16 protein-coding genes are annotated in these 12,448 nt (G+C 41.1%); 3 read left to right on the top strand and 13 right to left on the bottom strand.

The window, feature by feature from the left end; genetic code table 11:
• The 11 genes from FWE37_07040 to FWE37_06990 form a co-directional block, all read right to left on the bottom strand.
• Positions 1–185, bottom strand: a 185-nt coding sequence (locus tag FWE37_07040) for an HslU--HslV peptidase ATPase subunit (GenBank protein MCL2520736.1), incomplete at its 3' end; no start/stop codon positions are given.
• A 141-nt stretch (positions 186–326) separates the two neighbouring features.
• Complete coding sequence (locus FWE37_07035) at positions 327–473, bottom strand: hypothetical protein (GenBank protein ID MCL2520735.1); 147 nt, start codon at positions 471–473, stop codon at positions 327–329.
• A 144-nt stretch (positions 474–617) separates the two neighbouring features.
• Positions 618–1,790, bottom strand: a complete 1,173-nt coding sequence (locus FWE37_07030) for a glycine C-acetyltransferase (protein ID MCL2520734.1) — start codon at positions 1,788–1,790, stop codon at positions 618–620.
• Between the two features lie 10 nt (positions 1,791–1,800).
• Positions 1,801–2,850 carry an L-threonine 3-dehydrogenase gene (gene tdh, locus FWE37_07025; protein ID MCL2520733.1) on the bottom strand — a complete coding sequence of 350 codons (1,050 nt, stop codon included), beginning with the start codon at positions 2,848–2,850 and terminating at the stop codon, positions 1,801–1,803.
• A gap of 120 nt (positions 2,851–2,970) precedes the next feature.
• Positions 2,971–3,279 (bottom strand): DUF2442 domain-containing protein, encoded by a 309-nt coding sequence (locus tag FWE37_07020; GenBank protein ID MCL2520732.1) that lies wholly within the window; start codon positions 3,277–3,279, stop codon positions 2,971–2,973.
• A gap of 16 nt (positions 3,280–3,295) precedes the next feature.
• The gene (locus tag FWE37_07015) at positions 3,296–3,556 is read right to left on the bottom strand and encodes a DUF4160 domain-containing protein (GenBank protein MCL2520731.1); all 261 of its coding nucleotides are present in this window, start codon (positions 3,554–3,556) and stop codon (positions 3,296–3,298) included.
• Positions 3,557–3,608: 52 nt separating this feature from the next.
• Positions 3,609–4,145, bottom strand: coding sequence for an ATP-dependent protease subunit HslV (hslV, locus tag FWE37_07010; GenBank protein MCL2520730.1), 537 nt, complete (start codon positions 4,143–4,145; stop codon positions 3,609–3,611).
• A gap of 21 nt (positions 4,146–4,166) precedes the next feature.
• Positions 4,167–5,084 carry a Dam family site-specific DNA-(adenine-N6)-methyltransferase gene (locus tag FWE37_07005; protein MCL2520729.1) on the bottom strand — a complete coding sequence of 306 codons (918 nt, stop codon included), beginning with the start codon at positions 5,082–5,084 and terminating at the stop codon, positions 4,167–4,169.
• Entirely contained in the window at positions 5,071–5,787 is a 717-nt protein-coding gene (locus FWE37_07000) for an EcoRV family type II restriction endonuclease (protein ID MCL2520728.1), read from the bottom strand. Before FWE37_07000 ends, FWE37_07005 begins: the two co-directional genes overlap by 14 nt.
• A 76-nt stretch (positions 5,788–5,863) precedes the next feature.
• Positions 5,864–6,736: a tyrosine-type recombinase/integrase gene (locus FWE37_06995; GenBank protein MCL2520727.1), complete on the bottom strand. Its 873-nt coding sequence runs from the start codon at positions 6,734–6,736 to the stop codon at positions 5,864–5,866.
• 228 nt (positions 6,737–6,964) lie between these two features.
• The gene (locus FWE37_06990; GenBank protein MCL2520726.1) at positions 6,965–7,651 is read right to left on the bottom strand and encodes a hypothetical protein; all 687 of its coding nucleotides are present in this window, start codon (positions 7,649–7,651) and stop codon (positions 6,965–6,967) included.
• Between the two features lie 162 nt (positions 7,652–7,813).
• Here FWE37_06990 and FWE37_06985 point away from each other — a divergent pair, with 162 nt between their 5' ends.
• Both FWE37_06985 and FWE37_06980 read left to right on the top strand, forming a co-directional pair.
• Positions 7,814–8,527: an NYN domain-containing protein gene (locus FWE37_06985; protein MCL2520725.1), complete on the top strand. Its 714-nt coding sequence runs from the start codon at positions 7,814–7,816 to the stop codon at positions 8,525–8,527.
• A gap of 136 nt (positions 8,528–8,663) precedes the next feature.
• Positions 8,664–9,137, top strand: coding sequence for a hypothetical protein (locus FWE37_06980; GenBank protein MCL2520724.1), 474 nt, complete (start codon positions 8,664–8,666; stop codon positions 9,135–9,137).
• Positions 9,138–9,224: 87 nt separating this feature from the next.
• On the opposite strand, the gene glgX is transcribed toward FWE37_06980, so the two are convergent.
• On the bottom strand, positions 9,225–11,306 hold the full coding sequence (gene glgX / locus FWE37_06975; GenBank protein ID MCL2520723.1) for a glycogen debranching protein GlgX: 2,082 nt from the start codon (positions 11,304–11,306) through the stop codon (positions 9,225–9,227).
• Positions 11,307–11,351: 45 nt separating this feature from the next.
• On the opposite strand from glgX, the gene trmB reads away from it, so the two are divergent.
• Positions 11,352–12,023, top strand: a complete 672-nt coding sequence (gene trmB, locus FWE37_06970; GenBank protein MCL2520722.1) for a tRNA (guanosine(46)-N7)-methyltransferase TrmB — start codon at positions 11,352–11,354, stop codon at positions 12,021–12,023.
• A gap of 41 nt (positions 12,024–12,064) precedes the next feature.
• Here the strand turns inward: trmB and FWE37_06965 are convergent.
• A partial coding sequence (locus tag FWE37_06965; protein ID MCL2520721.1) for a hypothetical protein occupies positions 12,065–12,448 on the bottom strand: 384 nt, incomplete at its 5' end.

Raw genomic sequence — 12,448 nt, 5'->3', positions numbered from 1 at the left:
GGGCCAATCATTAAAATATTTTTGGGGATAAAATCATCGCGGATTTCGGCCGGTAACAACTTACGGCGCAAGCGGTTACGCAGGGCAACGGCAACGGCACGCTTGGCGCTATCTTGGCCGATGATGTATTTGTCTAGCTCGGCAACAATTTGACGAGGGCTTAGTTTTTCTATGTCGATGGTCATGTTAATTCCTCTATTTATTTTATATAATTATCTGCTTCTAAAATTTTGTTAAACTTTTTAAACTATCTTTTATCTTTCAATTTTCCATGTTTGGTCCCTAAGTGATTGAATAAAGATATGGTAATCGATATGTGGTAACATTCAACTTTCACCTTTTTTGGTTTTAAACCAAAAATATTCGCCATCATATAATGCTATTACTGTATTTTGTGGATTAGTAGCTACCCAAGCGCCTAATTCAACGGTAGGGCAATCACCGTTGATGATGATGTTACTGGGAAAATTCATAATTATATTTTACTCTTTGGCCCCAACTTGTGCAAGGGGGCAGCCACCGGTGATGACGCAATCAATAAAACCCTCGGCCATTAATTTTTAAAAAGAAAATAATGGTCAAGAGCCTTTTAAAAAGTTTTAACTTCACAAAAAATTCTATTTCGCTTCGGCAAAGGCCTTGAGCACGTAATCAAGCTGTTCTTTGGTGTGCGCTGCCGAAACTTGGGTACGCACCCTAGCTTTACCTTTTGGCACTACCGGATAAAAAAAGCCAATAACGTAAACATTTTTTTCGAGCAGTTTTTCGGCCAGTTTTTGCGAGGCTATCTCATCGTAGGTCATTACCGGTACGATGGGGTGTGTTCCCTCGACAATATCGTAACCTAAATCTTTTAGCCCTTTGCGGAAGTAAGCGGTGTTCTCTTTAAGATTTACCGCCAGTTCATCGGAGCTTTCGATAAGCTGTAAAGCTTTCAAGGTGGCATAAGCGATGATAGGCGAAAGGGTATTAGAAAAAAGATAGGTACGTGAGCGTTGGCGCAAAATGTCGATAATTTCTTTTTTGCCGCTGGTGTACCCGCCGCTGGAGCCGCCTAAGGCCTTGCCCAGTGTGCCGGTAAGTATATCAATCCTCTTTATTACGCCGCAGTGCTCGTGCGTGCCGCGTAGAGTTTGGCCATTTACGCCTACACCATGGCTGTCGTCTACGATGACAATAGCATCGTACTTTTCTGCTAAGTCGCAGATACCGGTTAAGTTGGCGATAATACCGTCCATCGAAAAAACGCCGTCGGTTACAATAGCCTTGATACGATGACCGGCGGCCTGTGCCTCTTGTAGCTTAGCCTCAAGGTCGGTCATATCATTATTTTTATAACGAAAGCGAGCGGCTTTGCATAACCTAATGCCGTCAATAATACTGGCATGGTTTAGTTCATCGCTGATGATAGCGTCCTCTGCTCCTAATATCGTCTCGAAGAGCCCGCCGTTGGCATCGTAACATGAGGAATATAAGATGGTATCTTCCGTACCCAAAAAGCCTGAAAGAGCGGCCTCTAAATCTTTATGTAACTGCTGTGTACCGCAAATAAAGCGTACGCTGGCTAGGCCATAACCCCAACGGTTAATACCTTCTTTGGCGGCCTCCTTAAGCGCGGGGTGGTTGGCCAGTCCTAAGTAGTTGTTGGCGCACATATTAATAAGGCCTTGTTTGGCGGTGGTATCAATTTGGGTAGATTGCGGCGTATTAATAATGCGCTCGGTCTTCCATAGGCCGGCTTCTTTTATCTCTTTGGTGGTATCTTGCCAGTATTTATATGCAGTTTTCATCGTATCCTCTTTAATCAAAATTTAGTACAACCTTAATAGCTTTGCCACTCATGGCCGCCTCAAAACCTTTCTCGTAATCTTCAAAAGCAAAGTGATGGGTAATGGTTTTGGCCACTTTTTCGCTTAGTCCCGATTGTAAAAAGGCGGTCATTTTGTACCACGTGTTATACATTTCGCGGCCATAAATGCCCTTAATGGTTAAACACCTAAAGATAACCTTGCTCCAGTCAATAACTATTTGTTCGGTAAAAATCCCCAGCACGGCAATTTTGCCGCCGTTGGCCATGTTATCAACCATATCGGCGATGGCTTTGGTGTTGCCCGACATCTCTAAGCCCACATCAAAGCCCTCCACCATACCTAATTCGGCCATCACATCGCTTATTTTTTGCGTGCGCACATCGACGGTAGCGGTGGCTCCCAGCTCTTTGGCTAAGGCGAGGCGTTCGGGGTTAATATCGGTAATCACAATGTTACGTGCGCCGGTCATCTTTAAGATGGGTACGGCCATCAACCCGATGGGGCCGGCGCCGGTGATAAGTACATCTTCGCCCTGCACATTAAAGGTACAGGCAGTATGCACGGCGTTACCCAGCGGGTCCTGAACGGCCAGCACCTCTTGGGGAATGTTACCGGGGCAAAGCCAAATATTTTCGGCGGGAATGGCGGCATACTGGGCAAAGATACCGTCGCGGTTTACGCCGATACCTTTGGTGGCGCGGCATAGGTGCTTTTGTCCGGTGATACACCAGCGGCACTTTCCGCAGACAATATGACCCTCGCCCGAAACCAGCTGGCCCACCTGAAGGCCCTCCACCGCCGAGCCTACCTGAACAATTTCGCCTACAAATTCGTGGCCGATAGTCAGCGGCGGCTTGATGGTTTTTTGGGCCCAAGCGTCCCATTTGTAAATATGCACATCGGTACCGCAAATGGCCGCTTTTTTCATCTTTACCAGTACCTCTTTGGCGGATATTTCTGGAATAGGAACATCTTTTAGCTCTAGGCAGCCGTATTCGGCTTTAGTTTTAACGATGGCTTTCATAGTTTTTTCGGGCATTGTTTCTACTCCTGTAATGCGGCTTCCGCATTTTTAAAATGTGTAGAAACATTGTATACCTAAAATTAAATTAAATCAAGAAAAGATTAAAGAAAATTTTTTGCTAATTATGAATATTGATTAAAGGTGTTGAGTTGAGTTTGGCTCTTCATATTTAAAGCTATTGGCGTATAAAGTTTCGGGGGCTATATCTAATGTGCCATTACACCACGATACCGTACCAAATTGAATACTTGCCGTTTTAAATTGGGCTTCATCTTTTAATACGGTAAAAGCTGGGTAGGTAAGATAAGGTGTAATATCAAAGAGCCGTTTTTCACCGGTATCAAAGGTGAGAATAAGTTGCCCGCCATCTAGTACCTTGATAGCGGTAACGGTCATGTCGGATTGAGGTTCTCCTGCATAAACTATATCATTTATTATATACATAACATTTCTCCTTATCTTAGTTTTTAATTTTATCAAATGGTTTGCCGTGCATAGCTTTATTCCATGCTTCGTAAACTTCGTCTTGATGTGTAGCAAGCCAACCAACAACTATTTTAAATTGCCTAGATGGTAATCTTCCAGCCAATATCTCCCCATCTACTGCTATGCTTGCCTCGTATTCACCATATTTAACATGAACATGCGGCTTGTGGTGTTTGATGTTATCAAAAAACATTAAACTAATAATGATACCCAAAAAACGTGAAAGTTCGGCCATAGGTTTATATTTATTTTACTCCTCGTCATCAATATTTATCATTATTGCTCATCTACAGCTCCTCTACCACAATGCTTTCATTAGTATACACACACAAGCTAGCCGCTATTGCCAAACTCCTGCGGGCAATCTCGGGGGCGATTAAGTTACAGCCGCTATCAAGGTAGGCCAGCGCCGCGCTGTAAGCGTAGTTGCCGCCGCTGCCAATAGCAATGCAGTCTTTCTCGGGCTCAATCACATCACCGTTGCCGGTTATCAGCAGGGTTTTGTCTTTATCACACACCAAAAGCATAGCCTCCAGCTTGCGTAAAATGCGGTCGCTGCGCCACTCTTTGGCCACCTCTACGCTGGCGCGTACGAGGTCGAACTGAAATTGTTTCATTTTGGCCTCAAAGAGCTCTTCAAGGGTGAAGGCATCGGCGGTGCTGCCGGCAAAGCCGCATAGTACCTTACCATCAAAGAGTTTGCGTACCTTGCGGGCATTACCCTTCATTATGGTAGCTTGGCCGGCCGTTACTTGGCCGTCCCCGGCCATTGCCACTCTGCCGTCTTTGCGTACGGCCAGTATGGTGGTTGCGTGTAGTTGCATTTAGTTGTTCTCCTTTATTTCTTAACCTACTTTACTAAAAAGAAGAGGTTGCTCGATTTTTGGTAATTCAATTAATTTTTTTTCTATTTGCGTATCATTAGTAAAATTATAAATTAAAGCCTCATTTATGGCAACACGATTTATCTCTTTAGCCCCTAAATGGTAAAAATGTTCTGTAGTTGTTAAATTAAAATTTTGCCACAAGTTGTCAATGTAAGTATTTGTACGATAACGATTACTATGCCAAGTGGAAAGTAAAAATTTACTTGTTTTGCTGAGAAGTTTATGTAAGTCTAGCTCATCTTGCTCTGCCCAGTTGTTGTAATAATCATTATAACGGTCTATGTAAGGCGGGTCGGCATAAATAAAATGATTATTAGGTAAATTTATTAGCGCTTCTCTAAAATCGGCACAAAGGAAGGTGTAATGATAATTTTTATAAATAAGCTGATAGACCCAATTAATTTGATTAGTAATTTTAGTAATATAAGCTTTGCTAAAGCGTTCATTTTTATGGCAATAAGGTACGTTAAATTTTCCTTTGCTGTTGTAGCGCATCATGCCATTAAAGCAACTTCTGTTAAGAAATAAAAAATCGAGTGGATTACGTTCCTCATTAAATTGTTCACGTTTTAGTTTATAGTAACTTTCACCTTGACAAGCTAATAAAAGGGTTTCTTTTTGTAAATAATCGTAAACAATTTGTGGGGTGATAGTTCCTTGTTGAATGCTTTGATAGAAAGTAATAATATCTTTATTTGTATCGGCAAAAATAACTTTTTGAGGAGACATATTAAAGCCAACTACACCCGACCCCATAAAAGGCTCTACCCACGTAGTATTTTTATCGATATTAGGCAAAGCTAAATGAGTTATAGATGGGACTAGTTTCGACTTAATTCCTTGTATCTTTAAAGGAGGTATTTTAACTTTTAACATTCATACCTCGATACGCTAAAAATTCTGTTAATGAAGAAATGGTTTTGCCGTTAGTTAGTTTAATTTGTTTGTGGTTTATCCAGTAGTCGTCAAAAAGTTCTTCCGAATAATGGGCAAAAGTTCCTTGTTCATTTACAATATTAGCTATTTTTTTAATGCTACCAATATTGGCTGTGTTCCCTGAACCTTGTTTATCGGAAGCAATTTTCCATTTTTCGGCAAAAAAAATTTGCAGATGGGAAATTACTGCAGTGATAGTATCTAAGTTTTCTAAACAAAAAACTTCCCGTTCATTGGTATTTAAGTTTCTATCATAAATAACACCTAAACAAAAATGGCCGTTATAACTCTGGTAAGGAAATTGAATATTTTTACTACTTGTCTTATCTTTAAAGTAAGCCCCATAAGAGCCTAGTGTAAACCCGTTACAAGTTATACCGCCTTCATTACGGTAAGTTGTTTTCAAGTCTACCGCAAACTTAACAGAAGAATTATTTTTGCTCACAAAAGAAAAATCGGGATAATAATTTTGATGGTTAGGTAAAATAATATCATAACCTATGCTATGGGCAAACTTTATCAATTCTGGGAACAAGTGAATTTCTAGAATTTTAGAGATAATTTTGGTATCCTGTGAAATAGTGTAAATATTTTGAGAGCTATCAATAAAACCTTTAACGGTCCAATTCTGAGCGTTGTCCATAATATAACTACTCAATTCATTACAAAAATTGGTAAATAATTGTTTAAACTCTGTTTTTAGCACTATTTATCCTTTGCTATTCCTTCTTCACCCGCGCATGCGGGTGCGCCTGCCTGTACGCCTGCTTTAACCTATCGGTGTTAAGGTGCGTGTACACCTGCGTGGCGCTTAAGCTGGCATGGCCTAATAGCTCTTGCACCTGCCGCAAGCCCGCTTCTTCATTTAAAAGGTGGGTGGCAAAACTGTGCCGAAAGATATGCACCCCAACTTTACGCCCGTAACTTAAGCTGGTTTCGTATTGTTTTATTATATGGTAAAGACCGCGTGTCGTCAACCTGCCGCCTCCGTTATTAACAAATAAAGCCTGCTCGCCCTCTGCGGCTAACCCCATACGTACTAAGCGATAGTCAGCCAGCGCCTCTTTAGCTTTGCCGGTTAAAAAAACGTACCTATCCTTGCTGCCTTTGCCTTTAATAATGGCCATACTGCTGGTGGCAAAGTGATGGTTGTTAAGTTCTACCAACTCGAAGGCACGCAGGCCGCTGCTGTACAGTAGCTCGATGATAGCGCGGTCGCGCCGGCCTAAATTATCATTGGTACAGCTATTTAACATATTTTCAATTTCGTTATAAAAATAATAATGAGGCAGCCTAAAGGCGGCCTTTAAGGGCAAGGTGTAAGCAAAAGGGTTTTGGCTTATTTTACCGTGCCGCTCTAGGTAGTTAAAGTACCCCTTAATGCTGCTAAGATGGCGCTTAATACTACGGTTTTGCAGCCCCAGCTGCTTAAGGTGCATAATGTAGCGGTCGGCATCGTTATGGGTAAGGGCGGCTAGATTAGCGGCCGTGCCGATAAAAGCTAAAAAGTTTTCTATATCTTTTTTATAGGCGCGCAGCGAGTGGGCGCTATAGCTTTGGCCTTTTAAATAATTTAAATAATACAAAAGCATTGTACAGCTATTATAGCATAAAACAGAGAACCACGCTCAAGAGATGAGAGAAGAAAAACTACTAGGAGTTAAACCTATGCCCTTATATTCCACTACCCCGTTTGCTCATACAATCAAAACCTATGGTTTTGTGCCGGCGAAGGGGATTGGCGGCCTATTTTTACTTTTAGTACCTATAGCCGGATAGTTACCATTTCTTTTGCTATCTATCTATTTATTTATAGGTGTTTATTTTTTAGCCAGCTCTTCTTTAAGGCGGGCAATTTCTTCGGCTTGATGAGAGATAGTCTCTTTATGATAATCTACTTCTTCCGTTAGTTTAGAAACCACTTCGGCTGCCTGCTCTACCTCTAAATCGGCAAAAATGGCGCGGCCCATCAAGCCGTCTATCATATTTAGGTTAAGCATACTGGCCATTTCGTAGTTCCTATTTAGCACTATGTGGTCTATCACCTCTATATCTACCAAATTACCGGCCCGCATAAGCAGTACCGTAGCTTTTTTATCGGGCTCGCTAAAGCTTGGCTTAAGGTTATTTACATGGTTATGTACAAAAATAGCTTTATCGGCTTTATAGTAATTAAAGCCCCTAAAGGCCATACGCGGCTTTACCTCTACCTTTAAGTTATTGCCGGTGGCGATTAAATCTATAAAACAAATCTCTAAGTTATCGTTTAGACCCAGCGTCCAAAAATGTTCTTTAGTGGTGTTATCGCTTTCTTCTCCTAACCTAAAAATGGGCGCACGTTTGTCATCGGGCGTAAAAATTTTATCGTGCGTAGTGGATTTACTCAAATTAGGCTGCTTGTCGCTTAACGTCATTACCTTAAGTTCGCGGCTTAGCAGGGCTTGTATTATCTTAACGGTGTCGTCTAAGGTATTTAAGGGTAATAGGTGTTCTTTGTTAGTTGTCATTATTTTTATTTTACCATACTTTGTTAGCTTTGGCTACTTTTAAAAAAAATTATATTTTAGGTAGGTTTAATCTTATTTTAATAAAGCTAATTGCCGGTAGCTTTTTTTACCCAAAGCTGTTAAACTAAAACGGTAACTAACCGGTTATTATAGGAGAAACCTATGGAAAACAACTTTAAAAATATAGCTATATTGATAGATGCCGAAAACGTACAAGCCCGCTGGTTTAAAGAAATTCTTGAAAAAGTTGGCCTTTACGGCCGGGTAACCGTTAAGCGCGTTTACGCCGATTGGAGCAGCGATGACAGCCGCTATCCTTTAATTAAAGAATGGAAGCGGGCGGTGCGCGATGAAGGACTGATGGCTATTCAGCAATTTAGGTATAAAGGCGATAAAAATATCTCGGACTTTGCTTTGGTGATAGATGCGATGGATTTATTATTTAAAGAGCGGGTAGATTGTTTTTGTTTAGTCTCGGGCGATAGCGATTTTGGCCGCCTTATCCAATATATTAAAGAGCAAGGACCTTATTGTATAGGGTTTAGCGAAAAAGGCAAAGCTAAAGCTAACTTTATGAATACTTTTGATGAATTTACCGAACTAGACACCGAGCATAACCAACAAGACAGTAATTTTAAACTTACCGAGTTTATCGAACGGGCTATAGATAGGTTAGCCGAAAAAAGCGGCGATGAATGGGTTTATTTTAGCAACTTAGGTATTTATTTAAAAAACATTAAAGCCGATTTTCATATTAGTCAGTACGGCTTTAAAAATTTGTACGATTATCTTTCGCAAGGCGAAAATAAAAACAAGTACGAATTAAAGATAGAAGAAGACCGCACCACCAAACTGGTGCGTAAAAAAGTAGGCTAATAAATTTGGTGTAAGTTATATTAATTGATTGACATTACCTAAAAGTTATAGTACACTTAAAATTAATGGTAGGGTATCGGTACTTTTATCATTTACTTTAATTAAAAATTTGTTAAAATTATTAGGGGGTAATTACATGCTAAAAAAATTAGCACTATTTGGTTTGGTTTTAACTTTAGCAACGGCGGTAGGAGCACGCACTTACGAAGAAGAGCGGCTTTGGCAAACTTTACAGTTAACTTGGATTGAGGTTATGTATTTAGATGACCACGAAGAAATTACGATAGAATTTTTACAAGACCGCACCACCCATGCTAGGGTAATTAGGGCTAGTACTAACTTTATTGGCGAAGGCCGGTTAGCTATGAATGTACACTTTAATAGCGATTACGAAATAGAACGTTACGAATTAGTGTTTTTCCCTATCGATGCGCCACCGGGACATGGCATTACCTTTAACCGTATTGGCCGCGACCCACAGTTACAGTTATGGTTTGCCAATGTGTTTAGCCCTAACTTTATCGATTACTTACACACTGAGGTCGTACATATTAATGGTGTACCCAGTGAAGACCCGGTAGCCTTTACAGATGAAGACGATGATGCCTAATAGTGGGGTAGATTGCCGTGCCGCTAAGGCGGCTCGGCAATTTATTAAGCAAGTGTAACTTAAGGGTTAAAGCCATCGCTTTAACCCTTAATCATTTTGCCCGCTTTGTAATACTACGGCCGAATGGTCTTTTACGATTAAAGAGTAACTAACAATGGGGCCGGTACCGTCATAAATATCTTTAGGCGAATTTTCGGCGGTGTTAATTTTTAAAAACCAATGGTGGCCGGCACGTAAAGGCGGCAAAATAAAAGTAATCTCTTTACCTGTGGGGTTAAAAAAGAAAGCTATATCACCGGTATCTTCTTCGCCGGTAATCGCCGTCTCCCCCGAGATACGGCAGCTTAAAGTATTAGTTAAATTATCCCACTTAGGGGTACTGCCATCGGGGTTATACCAAATTATATCTTTAAAGCGGCTGCTATTGCAATTATCACCTAAAAAAAAGCTTTGCCGCTGTAAGGCAGCCGTTTGCCCTTTAAAGGCCAGTAAAGCTTTATAAAAACGCAGTAAAGGCTGGTCAATTTTATTGGGCAACCAGCTTAGGTAACTTATTTCGTTATCTTGACAATAGGCGTTATTGTTACCTTGCTGGCTGTGGCCAATTTCATCGCCGGCTAGCAGCATAGGCACACCTTGCGCTAAGATTAAGCTAACTAAAAAGTTACGCTTTTGTTTTTGTCTTAAATTATTAACGATAATATCATCGCTGGGGCCTTCGCTGCCATAGTTACTGCTGTAATTTTCGTTAGCTCCATCGGTATTATTTTGGCCGTTAGCTTCGTTATGTTTGGTTTTATAAGATACCAAATCGTTTAAAGTAAACCCATCGTGGCAGGTAACAAAGTTAATGCTGCTAAACGGTTGTTTGCCGCTATTAGCAAAAAGGTCGTTACTGCCGGCCAGCCGAGTGGCTACAATGCCGGAAAGGCCGTTGTCGCCGCGCCAATAGCGGCGCAGTTCGTCCCTAAAACGGTCGTTCCATTCGGCAAAACGCGGGTGCGGAAAATTACCCACTTTGTAGCCGCCGCCGGCATCCCAAGCTTCGGCAATAATTTTACAGTCTTTAAGGACGGGGTCTTCGCCGATACGGGTAACCAGCGGCGATTTATCCATAATGTGGCCGTTTTGGTCGCGCATCATAATGGTGGCTAAATCGAACCTAAAACCATCAACGTGCATTTCGGTGTACCAATAACGCAGGCTGTCAATAATAAGTTCGGCCACAACGGGGTGGTTACAATTAAAGGTGTTGCCGCAGCCCGAAAAGTTCCAGTAATAACGTTTATCATCGTAAAGCATATAATAAACCGAGTTATCAATACCTTTAAAACTTACGGTAGGGCCGCGCTCGTTGCCTTCGTTGGTATGGTTAAACACTACATCAAGGATAACCTCGATGCCGGCTTTATGCAGTTCGCGCACCATATATTTAAATTCGTTTACCTGCTCGCCCAGCTGTCCGCTGGCGGCATAACGGCCGTGCGGCGCAAAAAATGACATAGTAGAGTAACCCCAGTAATTTTTTAAAACCTCGCCGGTTAAAGGGTTGATGTGGCCGTATTCGTCTTCGTTAAACTCAAAAACCGGCAGCAGCTCGATAGCGGTAATACCCAGCTCTTTTAAGTAAGGAATAACTTCGGTTACCCCTAAATAGCTGGCCGGGTATTTAACGTTAGCTAAAGCCGTTAAACTTTTAAGGTGAGTTTCGTAAATAATAGTTTTGTGCAGCGGTATCCGCAGCTGTTTATCGTCTTGCCAATCAAAATCGTTGGCTAAAATAATTCCTTTAGGGCACGGGCCGTTGTTGTTAAAATCCCATTTAAAGCCGCCGGTTACGGCTTTAGCGTAAGGGTCTAGCAGTTGTTTGGTATTATCAAAGCGGTGGCCGTTAAGTATGTCGTGCTGGCTATGAGGGCCGTTAATACGGTAATTATAGTAGATAGGAAAAGTTAAATCTTCTACCAAAATATGCCAAATATCGCCGGTACGGTTAAGATGGCTGTTAAAACAAAGTTCGCTGCTGGGGTGTAAACTATCGGCTTCATCATAAAGTAAAAGCGAAACTTCGGTAGCGTTACGGCTAAAAAGGGCAAAGTTGACACCATCTTTTACGATAGTACCGCCTAGCGGAATAGCTTTGCCTAGCGATGTTTTATATTGCTTCATTTCTTAAGTATAGCATTATTGGTTAAAATTTGCTATAGTAACTAAATGCAAAATGAAGAACAAAAAAGCCATATTAAAAGTTTTGTTAGGCGTGGTTATACCACACAAGGCCAACGTAAAGCTTTATCTAGCCTAAACAAATATTTAATTAACTATCAAGAAGGGTTTATTTGTTATAACAATTATTTTAAAGCTAGCCGCATAATTGCCGAAGTTGGTTTTGGTAACGGAGCCGCTACCTTAGCCCTAGCCAAAGCTAACCCCGCTAATTTATATTTAGGCCTAGAGGTTTACCCGGCCGGCGTGGGCCATTTATTAATGAAAATTGACGAAGAAAAAATTGATAATTTATATTTAATAAACCACGATGCCGTGCCTGTTTTTAATAATATGCTGCCGCTTAATAGTTTAGATGGGGTGCATATCTTTTTCCCCGACCCATGGCCCAAAAAACGCCACCATAAACGACGCTTATTACAACCGGCCTTTGTTAATATTTTAGCCCGGCATTTAAAACAAGATGGCTACCTTTATGTGGTAACCGATTGGCAGGACTATGCCGAGCATATCTTAACCACTTTAACTAACGAGCCTTTGTTAATTAATAAATATAGCGGGTACTCTCCGCCGCAAGAATGGCGCAGTGTAACTAAATTTGAGCAAAAAGGTTTAGCCAAAGGGCATAACATTTACGAGTTGCTCTTTGTTAAAAATTAATAATTAAAAACTAACAATTAAGAATTGGAAGATAAAACTTTTTAATTTTTTGTTACTAATGTTTCCGTTAAATATTCTCTTAAATCATCGGGCATCTCGCTTACCATCTGCCGTATGTCGCCGGCTAAATCTACAGCCGCCGGTTCGGCCGGCTGCTTATCTTTACTCTCCGGCCTATCTTGATGATGGTTCTTCTCCTCCGTCTTAGTTTTAGCAGAGCTTGGGGCAGGTTTTACAGTGATTGGTTCATTTTCCTCTGCGTTCTCTTCCTCATCGTTCTCATCATCGGCTTCTTCTTTGGCTAAGTAATCAAACAAAAATCTTAAAGCTTTGCCATGCCTATTATTGTAGGCTTCTTCTAATAAAGTATAAGCTAACGCTAAATAGCCGTCTTGTTCCTCTACCGGCCTTAAATGAGTGTTCAT

It is taken from the genome of Spirochaetaceae bacterium (assembly GCA_009784515.1).
GTDB lineage: Bacteria > Spirochaetota > Spirochaetia > WRBN01 > WRBN01 > WRBN01.
Note: the sequence above shows the minus strand (reverse complement) of the source record. Positions and strands in the feature narration are given on the sequence as shown.